Origin of the sequence: Pseudomonas fragi (genome assembly GCF_025426255.1) — a bacterium.
GTDB classification, from domain to species: Bacteria; Pseudomonadota; Gammaproteobacteria; order Pseudomonadales; family Pseudomonadaceae; genus Aquipseudomonas; species Aquipseudomonas kulmbachensis.
In genome coordinates this window covers 5,113,842-5,130,039 of sequence record NZ_CP104861.1, presented here as the reverse complement: position 1 = coordinate 5,130,039, position 16,198 = coordinate 5,113,842, and the positions used below count along the sequence as shown (strand labels likewise).

Below are 16,198 nucleotides of genomic sequence, written 5' to 3'. Positions count from 1 at the left end.
GACTACGTCATAGCAAGTTCAAAAGCGCAGGCCGGTGGTAATCATTGCCGCATTGAAGCCTAGCAGCACCAACTCGGCTGCTACCGGGCCGTAGTAAGCGCCGACCGAGGGAATAATCACCGGGGCTACACCGAAGCGGTTGAGCGGAATCTTGTCCTGGTATTCACCGTGGTAGCCTTCCAGCAGGCCGCCTGTCAGCTTCAGGTATACCGGGTACGTGTCGCTATCAAAGCGTTTGCCTGCATAGGCGTAATACGAACGCTGTCTAAATGAGTTGCGAAAGGTCGCTCCGCCGAACAACCAGCCTGAAGCGTCATGGTGCTCAATGCCGATCAGATCCTGATTGTTGTTATGTTCTGAATCTGGCGAAAAGTGTCGGGTATAGACACTGGTTTGCAGATACCAGAAGCCATCTTCTTTTTGCTGTGTGTCATCTTGTGCCAGTGCTGAACTGGCATACGCCAATATCAACAGGTAGCAAATCCCAATGTTTTTCATGTAACAACCTCTGTTGGGTGTGCGCCTGTGGCTGGCAACTATAAAGGGATTGTTTGAAGAATCCCTGAACGAAAGCCGTTTTGAGTCTAGTTGCATATGTGAAGTCGCCGAGCCATACGTCTTGCTGGGCGGGCCATAGCGTATTGGGTGCTATAAGATTCAGGTCGTTATTTTGTTTACTGCATGTAATGCCTGTAGGACCCAATGCCTTCTGCGATAACTACCCGTGAATCTGCCTGCTTGAATCTGGCTTATCCGCCGCGACTCGACCTAGGGGCGCCGTTGACCCCGGAGCAATTGCTCAACTCCATGCACAGCACTATGGCGCGTCACCAAGGCGGGCCGGTTTGGTTGTTTGCGTATGGCTCCCTGATCTGGCGTCCAGAGTGCACGGCGGTCGAGCGTGTGCGTGGCCGGGTGCATGGCTACCATCGCGGGTTGTATTTGTGGTCCCACGAGCATCGCGGCACGCCGCAATGGCCGGGCCTGGTGTTTGGCCTGGACCGTGGTGGTTCATGCAGTGGCTTTGCTTATCGCTTGCCCGAAGACAACCTCGACGCCTCGCTCTACGCCCTGTGGCTGCGCGAAATGCCGGTGCCCTCGTATCGTCCTCACTGGCTTACCTGCCGACTCGAAGATGGCAGTCAGGTGCAGGCCTTGGGGTTTGTGCTGGAGCGACATCTGCCCAGCTATGCGGGCAACCTTCCGGATGGCGTGTTGAGCCAGGTACTGGCCAACGCCAGTGGGCGCTACGGCACTACTCGCGATTATGTCGAGCAGACCGTAAACGCCCTGCGCAGTCACGCCATGCCAGATCGAAACCTGGAGGCGCGACTCAAGCGCTGTGGGCCGGTCACGCCTTAAGCGGGAGCGCTGACCGCACGTTCTTCACTGGCCGTATTTTTGTGGCGCAACGTCGGGATCATAAACGCGATGGCCAACAGGCACGCGCTGATCAACAGCACAAAGCCGCCATCCCAACCGAAGTGGTCAACCAGATAGCCCATGGCCGCACTGGCCGCGACCGAGCCGCCCAGGTAGCCGAACAGCCCGGTGAAGCCCGCGGCTGTTCCTGCAGCTTTCTTCGGTGCCAGTTCCAGCGCCTGCAAACCGATCAGCATCACCGGCCCGTAAATCAGGAAGCCGATAGAGAATAGCGCGATCATGTCGACGGTCGGGTTGCCCGGTGGGTTGAGCCAGTAAACCAGCGTTGCGACCGTCACCAGCGACATAAATACAATGCCGGTCAGGCCGCGATTGCCGCGGAAAATTTTGTCCGACATCCAGCCGCACAGCAACGTGCCTGGAATTCCCGCCCACTCATAGAAGAAGTATGCCCACGAGGTGGTATCCACCGTGAAATGCTTGGCTTCCTTGAGATAGGTAGGCGCCCAGTCCAGTACGCCGTAACGCAGCAGGTAAACGAACACGTTAGCCATGGCGATGTACCAGAGCATTTTGTTGCGCAGCACGTATTTGACGAAGATCTCTTTGGCGCTGAATTCGTCTTCGTGGCTGGAGTCGTAACCCACCGGGTAATCATTCTTGTACTGCTCAATCGGCGGCAAACCGACAGACTGCGGGGTATCGCGCATGGCAATAAACGCAAATAACGCTACCACCAGGGCAACCGTTGCGGGCACATAGAAGGCGGCGTGCCAGTCGTTGAACCAGGCCATGCCCAGCAAAAACAGCGGGCCGATCAGGCCGCCGCCCACGTTGTGAGCCACGTTCCATACCGATACCACACCGCCGCGTTCCTTCTGCGACCACCAGTGAACCATGGTCCGGCCACTCGGCGGCCAGCCCATGCCCTGCGCCCAGCCGTTGATAAACAGCAAAATGAACATCATGGTCACGCTGGACGTTGCCCAAGGTGCGAAACCGAAAATGAACATCACGCCGGCTGAAATCAACAAGCCAAAGGGCAAGAAGAAGCGCGGATTAGAGCGGTCTGACACCAGTCCCATAAGGAACTTTGACAAGCCGTAAGCAATGGCAATCGCTGACATCGCGACACCCAGCTGACCCCGGGTATAACCCTCGTCGATCAGGTACGGCATGGCCAGCGAGAAGTTTTTACGCAGCAGGTAGTACCCCGCGTAACCGAAGAAAATACCGGCGAAAATCTGCCAGCGCAGTCGTCGATAAGTGCTGTCTATTTTTTCTTCAGGCAGGGGAGCCTGGTGTGCGGCAGGTCGGAAAAAAGCAAACATTCAAGAGCTCCAAATTTCTTGTTATATCAGCGAGCACGAACGTTACATTTTCGTTACTGAAAATGACAGGCATTGTCTTCAGGTGTTGAAGGAAATATCCAGCATGCTGTTTTCACTAATGAACATGGCGTGTGGATATAAAACTATCCACAGGGATGACGAATTTATCGGCTGCGAATGTTTAAGTAGGCAGCGGCCCTATGTGCAATCGGAGCCATCCCACGGCAGGATCGGAGCCCATGAACTGAGAAATTGGGCAGCACATTAATAGTATTTCCCCCTCTGCACCCATGTGGGCGCGGTTTGGTGCAATTGCGGGGGGGAAGGTATGAAATGTGTATTGATGGTGCTGGGTATGTTGATGACATTGAGTGTATGGGCGAAAGGCTATCCACCTTCGATCGAGCATGTCGTCAAACCTGAATATCCAATTGATCTGCAGCGTATCAAACTGTCTGGCGAGGTCTGGGTGCGCTTTATGGTCAACGCCGACGGCTCGGTGGTCGATCCGCAAATTATCTACAGCACTCATCCGCAATTTTCCGGGGCCACCTTGAAGGTCGTCCGCCAGTGGCGATTCTCGACCTGGCCGCTGGAGGGAGATAACCCTGCGCAAGTCGAAGTCAACGCGCCGCTAGTGTTCAGTTTTGACACGAGCCGCAGCTCGGTGACCGATCTGCGCGATTTTGATCTGGGCGGGGCCACTTGCCGGCAACTCAATACCGAGGTCGAACGTTATATGCGGCGCAAGATCAACATGCCGCTGGCACAGCTGAAATTGTTTATGGCCACTCACGACTGGTTAGTTGGCGCGTATATTGCGAAAAAATATTCCAGCGAGCAGTTGGCAGTGGCGCTGTTTGATCTGTCACAAGGGATGGTAAGGGTGGTGCAGACCTGCCAGCAAAAACGCAGCCGCAAGTTTATGGATATTTTGCCCGAGAGCGTCAGGACGCTACTGATGATGGAGGATGCAAGGGTCGAAGAGGTGAGCATAAGCCAGGCTCACAGGCCTATGGCTTTGCAGGTGCTGGCCGATAACGGTGGATAGGCCTGCAAGCAGCCCCGTATGCTTGCCCTCAAACCGAACAAAGGAGCGAATTGTGAAAGCGTGGATCATGTTGATGCTGGCCCTGTCCTTGCCGATGGCGGCAGTCGCGCAAGAGGAACAAGAAGGCGGCGACAAGGTCAGCTATATCACCCTGAGCCCGCCATTCGTGGGCAACTACGGCCTGGACGGTAGCTCAAGGCTCAAAGTCTACAAGGCCGATATTTCCTTGCGCGTGACGGGTGCCGAGGCGGCCAAGGCAGTTAAAGCCAATGATCCGCTGATTCGCAATCAGTTGGTGGGGCTGTTTACCCAGCAGACCAGCGAAACCCTGGGCAGTGTCGAAGCCAAGGAAAAGCTGCGCCAGGATGCCTTGAAGCAAATCCAGCAAGTGATGACCGACGAAACCGGCAAGCCGATGGTCGACGACCTGCTGTTTAACAATTTGATTGTTCAGTAGGGCGCCGTAGACCCGGTGGGAGCGGGCTTACGAGGCAAGGCTCTTGCGAAACCGCGCCAGAGCAATGGCGAAAAACACCAGTCCGATACCGGCCAGTGCCAGCAAGTCAGGCCACACCACGCTCACTCCCGCACCGCGGAACAGGATCGCCGCGCTCAAGCTTACAAAGTGAGTCGACGGCGAGCACTGCATCACCCATTGCAGCCACACGGGCATGCTGTCCAGCGGTGTGCTGCCGCCCGAGAGCAAGAGCATCGGGATGATCACCGGGATCGCCAGCAGACCGAATTGCGGGGTTGAACGGGCCAATGTGGCGAGGAAGATCCCCAGCGCGGTGCTGGCGAACAGATACAGCGCGGTAACCAGCAAAAACAGGGTCAGCGACCCCGCCAGCGGCACGCCCAGCGCCCACTTCACCACCACTTCCAGCGATATCCAGGTGCACAGCACCACGACCAGCATGTTGCTCCAGATTTTTGCCAGCATGATTTCCAGCGCCGTCAGCGGCAGCACCAGCAAATGGTCGAGGGTTCCGTGTTCGCGCTCGCGCAGCAGGGCGGTGCCCGTTAGCACAATGGCCAGAATGGTGATGTTGTTGACGATCTGGATCACGGCCAAAAACCATCCGCCTTCCAGATTGGGGTTGAACAACGCGCGGCTGGAGATCAGTGCCGGGGCTTTAGTGGCCGCGTCACCCTGGCCAGAATAGTTGAGCAGTTCCCGCTGGAAGATCTGCCCGATGTATCCCGCGCCCATAAAGGCCTGGCTCATAGCAGTCGCGTCGATGTTGACTTGCACACCGGGTTCGCGGCCTGCCAGCAAGTCGGCCTGGAAGTTGGCCGGCACATTGATCACAAACGTGTATTGGCCGTTATCCATCGCTTGATCGAGCTGGTCATAAGGCAAGGCTTGCGGCGTTTTGAACTCTGGCGGCAGCAGCGATTCACTGAGTTTGCGTGACAGAGGACTGTGATCTTCATCAATGATGGCAACGCTGGCGTTGTGCACACCGATGATAGAACTCGAGGCGGGCATATAAATCGCCACCGTAAAGGCATAGAGCAAAAACAGCAGCAGCACGCTGTCATGCCGCAGGCTGGTGAGCTCTTTAAGGCCAAGACGCAGGATGTGCGAGAGCTTGTGCATCAAACCTCCTGCTTCTTGAGCATGATCAAACTCAGCCCGGTAAACGCGACAAAAAAGCCAAACAGCGCCAGGCACTGCGGCCACAGTTGCCGCAGGTCGAGCGCTTTGGTGAAGGTGCCCACCGCAATATCGAGGAAGTGCCCGGCCGGGAACAGCATGCCCATCAGTGCCGACGCACCCTCCAGTGAGGAGCGCGGCACAAGCAATCCGGAAAACTGAATAGTCGGCAAGCTGGTGATGATCATGGTGCCCAGGATCGCTGCGATCTGGGTGCGGGTGAATGCGGAAATCAACAGGCCCATGCTGGTGGTCGACAACACATACAGCAGCCCGCCCAGCGCCAGAGTAATCCCGCTGCCTTTGAACGGTACGCCAAACAGCCAGCGGTTCATGGCCACCAGCAATGCCAGGTTGACCAGGCTCACCGCCAGGTACGGCGCCTGCTTGCCCAACAGAAATTCAAGGCGCGTCAGCGGTGTGGCATAGAAGTTGGTGATCGAGCCCAGCTCTTTTTCACGCACGATGCCCAGTGCGGTCAGCATGGCCGGGATAAACGCGAGAATCAGCGCCATCACGCCCGGACCGATGGCGTTTACGCTGATCACATCCTGGTTGTAGCGAAAACGGGTTTCAAGCTTGGCAGCGGCCTGCCTGTTTTGCGCCAGGCTGCTCAGGGTGGCCAGTTGTGCAAGGTTGGCCTGATGCACGGCCTGCACATAGCTACGGCTGGTTTCGGCGCGAAACGGCATGCCGCCATCAAGCCAAGCAGCAACCGTAGGCTGGCGCCCGGCATACAAATCGCGGCCAAAGCCCGGCGGGATCTCTAGGGCGATTTTGATTTCCGAGCGCTGCAGGCGCTTGTGCAACTCGTCAGCACTACGGATTGGCGCGTGCTCTTCGAAGTAGCGTGAACCCCGGAATGCTTCGAGATAGGCCCGGCTTTGCGGGCTTTGGTCCTGATCGTAGACAGCGAAGGCAAGGTTCTCGACGTCCAGCGAAATGCCGTAGCCAAAAATCACCATCATGAACACTGCACCCAGCAAGGCGAAGGCCATACGCACTTTGTCGCGCAGCAGTTCTTTGGATTCACGGCTGGCGACGGCGATCAGTCGGGTCAGGCTAAAGCCTCTTTTACTGACCGGCGGCGGTGCTTTGACGACCGACGTGGCGCCAGGCTCTGCCGCAGGTTCAGGGCTGGCCCCCTGATCGTTTTGTGCCTGCTCAAGGCAGGTAACGAAAGCGGCTTCCAGCGTGTCACCCTTGAACTGTTGTTGCAGCGCATCGGGGGTATCGCAGGCAAGTACCTTGCCTGCGTGCATCAGCGAGATGCGGTCGCAGCGCTGGGCTTCGTTCATAAAGTGGGTGGACAAAAAGATGGTCACCCCCTGCTCGCGAGACAACTCGATCAGCAGGCGCCAAAAGTCATCACGGGCGGCCGGGTCGACGCCGGAGGTCGGCTCATCGAGGATCAGCACTTCGGGGCGATGCAGCACGGCAACCGCCAGCGACAAACGCTGGCGCAGGCCCAGCGGCAGTTCTCCGGACTGCTGTGCGGCCACAGCGCCGAGGTCGAAACGTTCGATCAGCTCTTCGATACGCGGCTCGCTTTCAGCCTTGGGCAAGTCGAAGAGTTGCGCGTGCAGCACCAGGTTTTGTCGCACGCTCAACTCGCCGTACAGCGAGAAACTTTGCGACATAAAACCAACCCGTTTGCGGGTGGCCAGGTCTTTGGCATTCACCGGGTTGCCGAGCAGTTTGGCGCTGCCCTCGGTGGCTGGCATCAGCCCGGTCAGGACTTTCATGGTGGTGGTTTTGCCACAGCCGTTGGAACCCAAAAAGCCGAAAATCTCACCTCGGCCAATGGCAAAACTGACCTTGTTCACCGCCGTAAAGTCACCGAACTTAAGCGTCAGGTCGTGGGCTTCAATGGCGATATCGCTGTTGTCGCTGGTGCGAGGCGGGATCACCAGCGGTTCATTGCTGTGGCCGCTGTCGCCCTGGTAATGGGTAAAGGCCTCGTCGAGTTTTCCGGTGCCGGTGGCCGCCGACAATTCCTGACTTAACCCTGAAGCAATCAATTTGCCGCGATCAAGCATCAGGCAGTGCTCAAACTGCTCGGCTTCTTCCATATAGGCAGTCGCCACCAGCAGTGTGAGTTGCGGGCGCTGGCTGCGTACGTCGTCCACCAGCTCCCAGAAACGCCGCCGCGACAGCGGATCGACGCCGGTGGTGGGCTCGTCGAGGATCAGCAAGTCCGGCTCGTGAATCAACGCGCAGCACAGCCCGAGCTTTTGCTTCATCCCGCCCGACAGCTTGCCCGCCGGGCGTTCGGCAAAACGCTCAAGATCGGTGGCCTTGAGCAGCTCGGCCATGCGCTGTTCGCAGTCGTCTTTTGACAGGCCGAACAGAGTGCCGAAAAAACGGATGTTTTCGCTGATCGACAGTTCGGGATACAGGTTGCCGCCCAAGCCCTGGGGCATAAAGGCTATCAACGGGTACAGGGTGTTGCGGTGACGGCGGTTGTCAATCGGGCCGCCAAGTACCTCAAGGGTGCCTTGTTGCAGTTTTTTGACCCCGGCAATCAGCCCCAGCAGGCTCGATTTACCCGCGCCATCCGGGCCGATCAGCCCGCAGCGCGTGCCTTTGGGCAGGCTGAAGGTAATATCGAACAGCGCTTGCTGTTTGCCGTACCAGTGGTTGATGCCACTGGCGTTGAGCGCCAGATCGCTCATTGCAAATTAGCCGGCCAGTTCACGTCGGCGGTTCGCACATAGCCTGCACCCGGCATGCCTGGCTTGGCCTGTGGCACGGCGCTTGGGTCGGTGAGGCGCAGTTTGACCCGAAACACCAGCTTTTGCCGCTCGTCGCGGGTTTCGACTTCTTTGGGGGTGAATTGCGATTTGGCGGCAACAAAAGTAATTTTTGCCGGCAGCGCCTGATCGGGCAGGGCGTCGAGCACAATGCGAGCGTCGGCGCCGACCGTCAGTTTGCCGACCACCGAAGCGGGCAAGTACAGGTTCATGTACTGGTCGCTTGGGTCGATCATCATGAAGACCCGTCCGCCTGCGCCCAGCACTTCGCCCGGTTCGGCGAGGCGCAACTGGATTACGCCGTTGATAGGTGCGCGCAGGCTGCTGTCATCGATTTCGCTGGTCAGTTGTGCGACCTGAGCTTGGGATGAGCCAATGGCGGCTTTGGCGGCAGCGACCTGGGCCTGGGCTGCGGTCACTGCTGCGTTACTGGTGTCGAACCGGGCCTGTTGCTGGTCCAGTTGTTGGCCGCTGGCAAAACCACGCTGGGACAGTTGACGAAAACGCGCGAGTTCCTGGCTGGCCAGCAGTTTTTCGCTTTGGCGTAATTGCACGTTGGCTTCGTTGGCGGCCAAGGTTTGGCGGGCGCGCAGTACTTCGGCTTCGGCTTGCGCGCGGCTGGCTTCCAGGGTGCGGGTGTCCATGCGGGCCAGCAGTTGGCCCAGGGTCACGCGATCGCCCTCGTCGACCAGTACTTCGGCCAGTCGGCCCGGGGTTTTTGCCGCGATTTGCACTTCAGTGGCTTCGAGCCGACCGTTGCCCATGCTGATGCCTTCAGGGAGGCGGTCGTGCTGGGATTTCCAATAACCGAACCCGCCTGCTGCAATCAGCAAGACAGCCAAGGGGATAACGAAATAGTGGGAAATACGGTGATTGCTAGACATGCCGACATCCTGTGTCACAGAGCGCTCTAGTTTGACGGTTTCAAGGCAAAAACCACTTGATGCCAGTCAAAGGAAGACCAGAGCGTAGACGGCTTTTGAGCTGCAAGCGGCAAGTTTTTAGCTTTAAGCTAATCCCTTGCAGCTTGAAGCTCTGCGATAGCAGCCCATTGCTCCGGGGTCACGGGCATCACTGAAAGGCGGCTGCCTTTTTGTACCAGCGGCATTTCGGCCAGTGCGGTTTGTTGTTTGAGGTAGTCGAGTTTGATCACTCGCGGGAAGGTCTGCTCATGGGCGACTTGCAGCGCGCTCCAAGGGTTTTTCTCGGCGCTGGCCTTGGGGTCGAAATAATGGCTTTGCGGGTCGAGCGCGGTCGGGTCCGGGTAAGCAGCCTCGCAAATGCGACCAATCCCGGCAATACCCGGCTCGGGGCAACTGGAATGATAGAAAAAGAACAAATCACCCACCGCCATGGCACGCATAAAGTTACGCGCTTGATAGTTGCGCACGCCGTCCCAGCGCGCTTCGCCGATTTTCTGCAAATCCTTGATCGAGAACTCGTCAGGCTCGGATTTCATCAACCAATAGGCCATTTTTGCTACTCCAGAAATATGCCGTGGTTATTTTGTCTGGCAACTTTTTGATAAACCGACAGTCGGTTGACGTCAGAGTTTGCGTGTGTGTTCGTGTTGTCGCAAAATGCCCGACTTTTAAGCTTGACGCTGCTGCACGGGCCATACCAAAAACCGTTGCTGTCATCGTGTTGATTTGCCTGAAGGGGGGCAATCGATGAAACGCAAACCGGATTTACTGTGGATATTGGTTATTTTGTTCGGTTTGGGTGTGGTTACAACGGGCTATGCACAAAGTCTCTGGTCAAACTCGATCGATGCGCCTGCTGAATTGGCGCAACAGCAAGTACAACCCTTCAAACGCTAAACCTTGATCACGATGGCATCGCATCACCCGCGATGCCATGGCTGTCAGTGGGCGACGTACCACTGCCTGTCCGAGACCGTGCCCTGCAAAGGGACATCCCAGCTGGCCTGAGCCAGACTCTCGACCTTCTGACACTCGTGGGCCAGCCCCAGTAGTATCGGCTTGCGCCAGCTTTGGCGCCTTGCCTGATATGCCAGGCTGCGGTCATAAAAACCGCCACCCATACCCAGTCTTCCTCCCGTGGCATCAAACCCCACCAATGGCAACAACACCAGGTCGAGCGCCCAGACCTTGCGTTGGCGTGCGCGGTTGATGCGTGGTTCGAGAATACGAAAACGGTTGGGCATCAGCTTTTCACCGGGGGCAACCCGCTGAAATACCATCTTGGTTCTTGGCCAGGCACTGAGCACTGGCAGATAGGTAATCTTGCCTCGGCGCTGAGCTTCACGCAGCAGCAGACGCGGATCGATTTCACCGTCAGTGGGCAGGTACAGAGAGATGTGTTTGGCGCGGCGAAACAGCGGGTGTTGCGCCAGTTGCCGGTACAGGCCGCGAGCGGCCTGGCGTTGCTCGCAGGGCGACAGGTCGCGGCGGGCTTTACGCAGCATTCGGCGAAGTTGCGGGCGGGTAGGCGTCGCAGGTTCGTTCATATGGCGTGCTGTTCAGGAGCGAGTACACCGGATGGTGGCTCGTGGAAGCCAATGCCAGCAGGTGGCTGGCATTGTGCTAGTAAATCAGGCTCCCCGACGTACCGCTGTCGGCTTGGCCCTTGAACCCGAAAGTTCAAGGTGGAAGTTGCAGTAGACCTTAAGGCTTTCCGTCTAGCGGACATGCACACCGGCCCAACGTGCAAGCTCCAGGGTAGTGCGAATCGGCTCAGGGACATCGCTAACTGGCGAATACTCCAGGGAGTGGCGCGAGTATACCCCAAAGAAACCTTTTGAATCAGCTTTGGCGTTCGTTCGGATCAGTGGCCAACACCAGATCAACGCGCTCCAGCAGGTCGCGTACCTGCTCGCGGGTGGCGCTGCTGGTCTGAACTTCGGCGACTTCCTGCTTGTGCAGCAGATCGTGGGTGATATTCAGCGCGGCCATCACGGCGATACGGTCGGCGCCAATAACTTTGCCGCTGCTGCGAATTTCACGCATTTTGCCATCCAGGTAGCGGGCGGCGCTCACCAGGTTGGTCCGTTCTTCCTGGGGGCACATGATCGAATATTCTTTATCGAGGATGTGCACGGTGACGCTACTGCTTGAACTCATGAGTCTTGCTCCAGGGCTTTGAGGCGCGAAATCATCGATTCCACCTTGTGTCGGGCGATTTCGTTTTTTTCAATGAGGTGCGCGCGTTCCTCGCGCCAAGTCTTTTCCTGAGCAATTAAGAGTCCGTTTTGACGGTTTAGTTGCTCGACTCGGCTAATTAGCAACTCGAGTCTGGCCATCAGTGCATGCAGGTCGGTGTCTTCCATTGTGTCCTACTGTGTAATTTCTGATGGATGGCCAAGGCCTGTTGAGGTTTCGTTGTGCCAGCAGACCCTATGTCAAACGAGTTGACGCCTTGATGGTCTGGCACGTCAGCCGATGCTAGGATACAAGCCCTCCATTCTAGACATAGCGCCGCTTGGCGCCTAGCTGACCATGCCTATTCAGAATTCCCCGTATCAAGCCTTTGTTACCCTGCTGACCGCCAGCGGCCACTCCGTTTCGCCTGCTGAACTGCATGGCCACTTGTTGGGCCGCAGTTGCGCTGGCGCCGGTTTCGATGCCGACGGCTGGTTGGTCGAAGCCGCCGAGCTGTTGGCAGGCGAGCCACAAGACAACGTACGCAATGCCTTGATCGGTTTGCAAGAGATGGTCAAGGGCGAGCTGAACAGCGACGACATGACCGTTGTGCTGTTGCTGCCAACCGATGACACACCGCTGACCGAGCGCGCCGCCGCATTGGGTCAGTGGTGCCAGGGCTTCCTCTCCGGTTTCGGCCTGACTCGCCGCGCCTACGCGTTGAGCGATGAAGCCAACGAGGTACTGCGCGACCTGGCAGCCGTTGCTCAGGTGCAAGATGCACTGGAAGAGTCCGAAGACGGCGAAAGCGACTACATGGAAGTGATGGAATACCTGCGCGTTGCGCCGCTGTTGCTGTTCACCGAAACCAAAAAAACCGCTGAACCTGCTGCAGCCAAGCCTTCGCTGCACTGATTGATCGTAAAGAGGGAACCCGTCTGCCCATGATCCATATCCCGAAATCGGAATACGCACGTCGCCGCAAGGCACTCATGGCGCAGATGGAGCCCAACAGCATTGCGATTTTGCCCGCTGCGGCGGTGGCTATTCGCAATCGCGATGTCGAACATGTGTACCGGCAAGACAGCAATTTCCAGTACCTGAGCGGCTTTCCCGAGCCTTCGGCGGTGATCGTATTGATCCCGGGCAGGGCGCACGGCGAGTACGTACTGTTTTGCCGTGAGCGCAATGCCGAGCGCGAACTGTGGGACGGCTTGCGTGCCGGGCAAGAGGGCGCTATCCGCGACTTCGGCGCCGACGACGCATTTCCGATTACCGACATCGACGACATCCTGCCGGGCCTGATTGAAGGCCGTGACCGGGTGTATTCGGCGATGGGCGGCAACCCCGAATTCGACCGCAACCTGATGGAGTGGGTCAACGCGATTCGCTCCAAGGCCAACCTCGGCGCTCAGCCGCCTAACGAATTCGTTGCTCTGGATCATCTGCTGCATGACATGCGCCTGTATAAATCGGCGGCAGAACTCAAGGTCATGCGCCATGCGGCGCAAATTTCGGCTCGTGCCCATGTGCGTGCAATGCAGGCCAGCCGCGCCGGCCTGCATGAATACAGCCTTGAGGCCGAGCTGGATTACGAATTCCGTAAGAGCGGGGCAAAAATGCCAGCCTATGGCTCCATCGTCGCCTCTGGCGATAACAGCTGCATCCTGCATTACCAGGAGAACGACGCCCTGCTCAAAAGTGGCGATCTGGTATTGATTGATGCTGGCTGTGAGATCGATTGCTATGCCAGCGATATCAGCCGCACCTTTCCGGTGAACGGCAGGTTTTCGGCGGAGCAAAAGGCTATTTACGAGTTGGTGCTGGCTGCGCAAGAAGCCGCCTTTGCCGAGATAGCCCCCGACAAACACTGGAATCAGGCTCACGAAGCCACGGTCCAGGTCATTACCGCAGGCCTGGTGGAGTTGGGTTTGTTGCAGGGCGATGTTCAGGAATTGATCGCAAGCGAAGCCTACAAGGCGTTTTATATGCACCGCGCCGGCCACTGGCTGGGACTCGATGTGCATGACGTGGGTGAATACAAGGTCGGCGGCGAGTGGCGCGTGCTGGAAGTCGGCATGACCCTGACTGTCGAGCCGGGCATCTATATCAGCCCGAACAACCTGAGTGTCGCGAAAAAATGGCGCGGCATTGGTGTGCGGATCGAGGACGACGTAGTGGTCACCAAACACGGTTGTGAAATTTTGAGCGGCGATGTGCCAAAAACCGTCGCCGAGATCGAAGCCCTGATGGCGAGCGCGGCATGAGTCGGGTCAATCTGGCAATCATCGGTGGCGGTCTGGTGGGCGCGAGCCTGGCGCTGGCGTTGCAGGCCGGGGCCAAGGCCCGTGGCTGGAAGATCGTATTGATCGAGCCGTTCGCTCCCGGCAACAGCTATCAGCCCAGCTACGACGCCCGCTCTTCGGCGCTCAGCTATGGCGCCCGGATCATCTATGAGCGTTTGGGCCTGTGGCCATCGATTGCCGAGCGCGGCGAACCGATCAAGGACATTCATGTGTCCGATCGCGGACGATTCTCGACGGCGCGGTTGTCGGCTAGCGAAGAAGGGGTTCCGGCCCTGGGTTATGTGGTTGAAAACGCCTGGCTGGGCCAATGCCTGTGGAAAAGTCTGGACCCGGACGTGATCAGCTGGCGTTGCCCGGCCGAAGTTATCCACATGCAACCGCTGGAAGACGGCTACCGCCTGACCCTTAACGATGAGACAACCCTGGAGTGCGACCTCGCGGTATTGGCCGATGGTGGGCGTTCGGGCTTGCGCGAGCAGTTGGGCATCCATGTGCGTCAGCAGCCTTATAACCAGAGCGCGCTGATAGCCAATATCACCCCAAGCCGACCTCACGGCGGGATGGCATTCGAGCGTTTCACCGACGAAGGCCCGATGGCCTTGTTGCCGTTGCCGGACAACCGCTGCGCACTGGTATGGACCCGTCTGGGGATGGACGCACAGCGTCTGGCAGCACTGGACGAACGTAGCTTTCTCAGCGAACTGCAGGGCGTGTTCGGCTACCGTCTGGGCACGCTCAAGCAAGTGGGCGCGCGGCATCTGTACCCGTTGACGCTGATTGAAGCGCAAGAGCAGGTACGCCCGCATCTGGCGGTATTGGGTAACGCGGCCCACAGCCTGCATCCGATTGCCGGGCAGGGCTTTAACCTGTCCCTGCGAGATGCCCAGGCCTTGGCCGATGCTTTGCTGGCCAGTGATAAAAAGCCCGGTGATTTCACTACGCTGCTGAGTTATCAACAGGCGCAAAAACTCGACCAGCAACTGACCATAGGCTTTTCGGACCAGGTAACGCGGGTGTTTGGCAGTGAGCAGCCATTGGTTTCGCTGGGTCGAAACCTCGGTTTACTCGGCCTCGACCTGCTGCCACCGGCCAAGCGCTGGTTTGCCCGCCAGGCAATGGGCCTGGGCACCCGCGCAGACAGTTGATGACGACTGGGGCGAGTACGCTCCATGTCGATCCATTTTTTCAGGTGCGGCGTACGCCGCTAGCGAGACAGGCTTAAAGCATGGAAATGCGCGCAGATCTGCTGATTGTTGGGGCCGGAATGGTCGGGAGCGCACTGGCGCTGGCGCTCAAGGACAGCGGGCTGAAAATCCTGCTGCTCGATGGCAGCCCGCTGAGCGTCCAGCCCTTTGCCGCCGAGGCGCCGTTCGAACCTCGGGTCAGCGCCCTGTCGGCGGCCAGCCAGCGTATCTTGCAGCGTCTTGGCGCGTGGGAGGGCATCACCCGACGTCGTGTCAGCCCCTATTCGCATATGCAGGTATGGGATGGCAGCGGCACAGGGCAGATCCACTTTTCGGCGGCCAGCGTGCATGCCGAGGTGCTGGGCCATATTGTCGAGAACCGCGTGGTGCAGGACGCGCTGCTTGAGTGCCTGCAGGGCACCAGGATCGAAATGCTGGCCAATGCGCGCATGGAACAGATGCGCCGTTCAGGCGACGACTGGCTGCTGACCCTGGCTGATGGCCGCACCCTGCGTGCGCCGCTGGTGGTTGCCGCTGATGGCGCCAACTCGGCGGTTCGTCGCCTGACCGGCTGTGAGACTCGGGAGTGGGATTATCAGCATCACGCTATCGTCACCAGCGTGCGTTGCGCTGAACCCCATCAGCAGACCGCCTGGCAGCGTTTTACCGACCACGGTCCGCTGGCATTTTTGCCCCTTGAGCGCGATGGTCAGCAGGACTGGTGCTCGATTGTCTGGTCGACCACCCCCGAACAGGCTGCGCACTTGATGGCACTGGACGACGCAACCTTCTGCCGCGAACTGGAACTGGCCTTTGAAGGCCGTCTGGGCAGCGTGTTGAGTGCTGATCCGCGGGTGTGTGTGCCCCTGCGTCAACGCCATGCCAAACGCTATGTGGCCGAAGGCCTGGCGTTGATCGGTGATGCGGCGCACACCATTCACCCGCTGGCTGGGCAGGGTGTAAACCTGGGGTTTCTGGATGCGGCGGTGCTGGCACATGTATTGTTGCACGCGGCTGAGCGCGGCGAGCGTTTGGCCGATGTGCGTGTATTGAGCCGTTTCGAGCGTCGGCGCATGCCGCACAACCTGGCCTTGATGGCGGCGATGGAAGGTTTTGAGCGGTTGTTCCAGGCCGACTCGCTGACCGCACGCCTGCTGCGTAATACCGGCTTGAAGTGGGTCAATAAAATGCCTGAAGCCAAAGCGCTGTTCGTGCGCCAGGCGCTTGGCCTGAGCGGCGACTTGCCACCGCTGGCCAAGCCCTGAAAAATCTATGTAGCCGATGTCGAGGCACGAGGCTGCGAAGCGTCCCCGTTTCTTGAAGGTCCTTCGGCCCTTATCGCAGCCTGCGGCAGCGGCTGCAGGGCTTCAGTAACATCTGGTAACTCCTCGGTGGCGAGTTAGGTTGAGCTGTTAAATGTGATTCACTA

17 protein-coding genes and 1 other RNA gene are annotated in these 16,198 nt (G+C 58.3%); 8 read left to right on the top strand and 10 right to left on the bottom strand.

What is annotated here, in order from left to right; all coding sequences use genetic code 11:
* Nucleotides 1-18: 18 nt before the first annotated feature.
* Entirely contained in the window at nt 19-498 is a 480-nt protein-coding gene (locus N7D90_RS23535) for a sn-glycerol-3-phosphate transporter (RefSeq protein WP_261740217.1), read from the bottom strand.
* Between the two features lie 216 nt (nt 499-714).
* Between N7D90_RS23535 and N7D90_RS23530 the strand changes: the two genes are divergently transcribed.
* Nucleotides 715-1,362: a gamma-glutamylcyclotransferase gene (locus N7D90_RS23530; RefSeq protein WP_261742517.1), complete on the top strand. Its 648-nt coding sequence runs from the start codon at nt 715-717 to the stop codon at nt 1,360-1,362.
* Here N7D90_RS23530 and glpT read toward each other — a convergent pair.
* Complete coding sequence (gene glpT, locus N7D90_RS23525; RefSeq protein WP_261740216.1) at nt 1,359-2,714, bottom strand: glycerol-3-phosphate transporter; 1,356 nt, start codon at nt 2,712-2,714, stop codon at nt 1,359-1,361. The genes N7D90_RS23530 and glpT overlap by 4 nt on opposite strands.
* A gap of 355 nt (nt 2,715-3,069) precedes the next feature.
* On the opposite strand from glpT, the gene N7D90_RS23520 reads away from it, so the two are divergent.
* Nucleotides 3,070-3,765: an energy transducer TonB gene (locus tag N7D90_RS23520; protein ID WP_261740215.1), complete on the top strand. Its 696-nt coding sequence runs from the start codon at nt 3,070-3,072 to the stop codon at nt 3,763-3,765.
* Nucleotides 3,766-3,817: 52 nt separating this feature from the next.
* Nucleotides 3,818-4,222 (top strand): flagellar basal body-associated protein FliL, encoded by a 405-nt coding sequence (locus N7D90_RS23515; RefSeq protein ID WP_261740214.1) that lies wholly within the window; start codon nt 3,818-3,820, stop codon nt 4,220-4,222.
* Between the two features lie 27 nt (nt 4,223-4,249).
* On the opposite strand, the gene N7D90_RS23510 is transcribed toward N7D90_RS23515, so the two are convergent.
* The 4 genes from N7D90_RS23510 to N7D90_RS23495 form a co-directional block, all read right to left on the bottom strand.
* Nucleotides 4,250-5,368, bottom strand: coding sequence for an ABC transporter permease (locus N7D90_RS23510; protein ID WP_261740213.1), 1,119 nt, complete (start codon nt 5,366-5,368; stop codon nt 4,250-4,252).
* Entirely contained in the window at nt 5,368-8,100 is a 2,733-nt protein-coding gene (gene rbbA / locus N7D90_RS23505; RefSeq protein WP_261740212.1) for a ribosome-associated ATPase/putative transporter RbbA, read from the bottom strand. Before rbbA ends, N7D90_RS23510 begins: the two co-directional genes overlap by 1 nt.
* On the bottom strand, nt 8,097-9,062 hold the full coding sequence (locus tag N7D90_RS23500) for an HlyD family secretion protein (RefSeq protein ID WP_261740211.1): 966 nt from the start codon (nt 9,060-9,062) through the stop codon (nt 8,097-8,099). Before N7D90_RS23500 ends, rbbA begins: the two co-directional genes overlap by 4 nt.
* A gap of 128 nt (nt 9,063-9,190) precedes the next feature.
* Nucleotides 9,191-9,652 carry an EVE domain-containing protein gene (locus N7D90_RS23495; protein ID WP_261740210.1) on the bottom strand — a complete coding sequence of 154 codons (462 nt, stop codon included), beginning with the start codon at nt 9,650-9,652 and terminating at the stop codon, nt 9,191-9,193.
* Between the two features lie 196 nt (nt 9,653-9,848).
* Here N7D90_RS23495 and N7D90_RS23490 point away from each other — a divergent pair, with 196 nt between their 5' ends.
* Nucleotides 9,849-9,998 carry a hypothetical protein gene (locus tag N7D90_RS23490; RefSeq protein ID WP_261740209.1) on the top strand — a complete coding sequence of 50 codons (150 nt, stop codon included), beginning with the start codon at nt 9,849-9,851 and terminating at the stop codon, nt 9,996-9,998.
* A gap of 44 nt (nt 9,999-10,042) precedes the next feature.
* Here N7D90_RS23490 and N7D90_RS23485 read toward each other — a convergent pair whose 3' ends face one another.
* From N7D90_RS23485 to N7D90_RS23470, 4 genes are all read right to left on the bottom strand, one after another.
* Nucleotides 10,043-10,648, bottom strand: coding sequence for a 5-formyltetrahydrofolate cyclo-ligase (locus N7D90_RS23485; protein ID WP_261740208.1), 606 nt, complete (start codon nt 10,646-10,648; stop codon nt 10,043-10,045).
* Between the two features lie 86 nt (nt 10,649-10,734).
* A non-coding RNA gene (gene ssrS, locus N7D90_RS23480) (6S RNA) lies at nt 10,735-10,912 on the bottom strand.
* A gap of 31 nt (nt 10,913-10,943) precedes the next feature.
* Nucleotides 10,944-11,261 carry a cell division protein ZapA gene (locus N7D90_RS23475; RefSeq protein ID WP_261740207.1) on the bottom strand — a complete coding sequence of 106 codons (318 nt, stop codon included), beginning with the start codon at nt 11,259-11,261 and terminating at the stop codon, nt 10,944-10,946.
* The gene (locus tag N7D90_RS23470) at nt 11,258-11,467 is read right to left on the bottom strand and encodes a TIGR02449 family protein (RefSeq protein WP_261740206.1); all 210 of its coding nucleotides are present in this window, start codon (nt 11,465-11,467) and stop codon (nt 11,258-11,260) included. The genes N7D90_RS23475 and N7D90_RS23470 overlap by 4 nt, the downstream gene beginning before the upstream one ends.
* Before the next feature lie 169 nt (nt 11,468-11,636).
* On the opposite strand from N7D90_RS23470, the gene N7D90_RS23465 reads away from it, so the two are divergent.
* The 4 genes from N7D90_RS23465 to N7D90_RS23450 all read left to right on the top strand — a co-directional run bounded on the left by N7D90_RS23465 (nt 11,637) and on the right by N7D90_RS23450 (nt 16,034).
* The gene (locus N7D90_RS23465) at nt 11,637-12,194 is read left to right on the top strand and encodes a YecA family protein (RefSeq protein WP_261740205.1); all 558 of its coding nucleotides are present in this window, start codon (nt 11,637-11,639) and stop codon (nt 12,192-12,194) included.
* Nucleotides 12,195-12,223: 29 nt separating this feature from the next.
* Nucleotides 12,224-13,546 carry a Xaa-Pro aminopeptidase gene (gene pepP, locus N7D90_RS23460; protein WP_261740204.1) on the top strand — a complete coding sequence of 441 codons (1,323 nt, stop codon included), beginning with the start codon at nt 12,224-12,226 and terminating at the stop codon, nt 13,544-13,546.
* Complete coding sequence (gene ubiH / locus N7D90_RS23455; RefSeq protein WP_261740203.1) at nt 13,543-14,730, top strand: 2-octaprenyl-6-methoxyphenyl hydroxylase; 1,188 nt, start codon at nt 13,543-13,545, stop codon at nt 14,728-14,730. The genes pepP and ubiH overlap by 4 nt, the downstream gene beginning before the upstream one ends.
* Nucleotides 14,731-14,816: 86 nt before the next feature.
* The gene (locus tag N7D90_RS23450) at nt 14,817-16,034 is read left to right on the top strand and encodes a 2-octaprenyl-3-methyl-6-methoxy-1,4-benzoquinol hydroxylase (protein ID WP_261742516.1); all 1,218 of its coding nucleotides are present in this window, start codon (nt 14,817-14,819) and stop codon (nt 16,032-16,034) included.
* Nucleotides 16,035-16,198 lie beyond the last annotated feature (164 nt).

Bases quoted from the DNA above. Each gene is read 5' to 3' on its own strand.
- N7D90_RS23450 (WP_261742516.1), top strand. From the start codon at position 14,817: ATGCGCGCAGATCTGCTGATTGTTGGGGCCGGAATGGTCGGGAGCGCA.
- N7D90_RS23495 (WP_261740210.1), bottom strand. From the start codon at position 9,652: ATGGCCTATTGGTTGATGAAATCCGAGCCTGACGAGTTCTCGATCAAG.
- N7D90_RS23535 (WP_261740217.1), bottom strand. From the start codon at position 498: ATGAAAAACATTGGGATTTGCTACCTGTTGATATTGGCGTATGCCAGT.
- N7D90_RS23510 (WP_261740213.1), bottom strand. From the start codon at position 5,368: ATGCACAAGCTCTCGCACATCCTGCGTCTTGGCCTTAAAGAGCTCACC.
- N7D90_RS23490 (WP_261740209.1), top strand. From the start codon at position 9,849: ATGAAACGCAAACCGGATTTACTGTGGATATTGGTTATTTTGTTCGGT.
- N7D90_RS23470 (WP_261740206.1), bottom strand. From the start codon at position 11,467: ATGGAAGACACCGACCTGCATGCACTGATGGCCAGACTCGAGTTGCTA.
- N7D90_RS23485 (WP_261740208.1), bottom strand. From the start codon at position 10,648: ATGAACGAACCTGCGACGCCTACCCGCCCGCAACTTCGCCGAATGCTG.
- pepP (WP_261740204.1), top strand. From the start codon at position 12,224: ATGATCCATATCCCGAAATCGGAATACGCACGTCGCCGCAAGGCACTC.
- N7D90_RS23475 (WP_261740207.1), bottom strand. From the start codon at position 11,261: ATGAGTTCAAGCAGTAGCGTCACCGTGCACATCCTCGATAAAGAATAT.
- rbbA (WP_261740212.1), bottom strand. From the start codon at position 8,100: ATGAGCGATCTGGCGCTCAACGCCAGTGGCATCAACCACTGGTACGGC.
- glpT (WP_261740216.1), bottom strand. From the start codon at position 2,714: ATGTTTGCTTTTTTCCGACCTGCCGCACACCAGGCTCCCCTGCCTGAA.
- ubiH (WP_261740203.1), top strand. From the start codon at position 13,543: ATGAGTCGGGTCAATCTGGCAATCATCGGTGGCGGTCTGGTGGGCGCG.
- N7D90_RS23520 (WP_261740215.1), top strand. From the start codon at position 3,070: ATGTTGATGACATTGAGTGTATGGGCGAAAGGCTATCCACCTTCGATC.
- N7D90_RS23465 (WP_261740205.1), top strand. From the start codon at position 11,637: ATGCCTATTCAGAATTCCCCGTATCAAGCCTTTGTTACCCTGCTGACC.
- N7D90_RS23500 (WP_261740211.1), bottom strand. From the start codon at position 9,062: ATGTCTAGCAATCACCGTATTTCCCACTATTTCGTTATCCCCTTGGCT.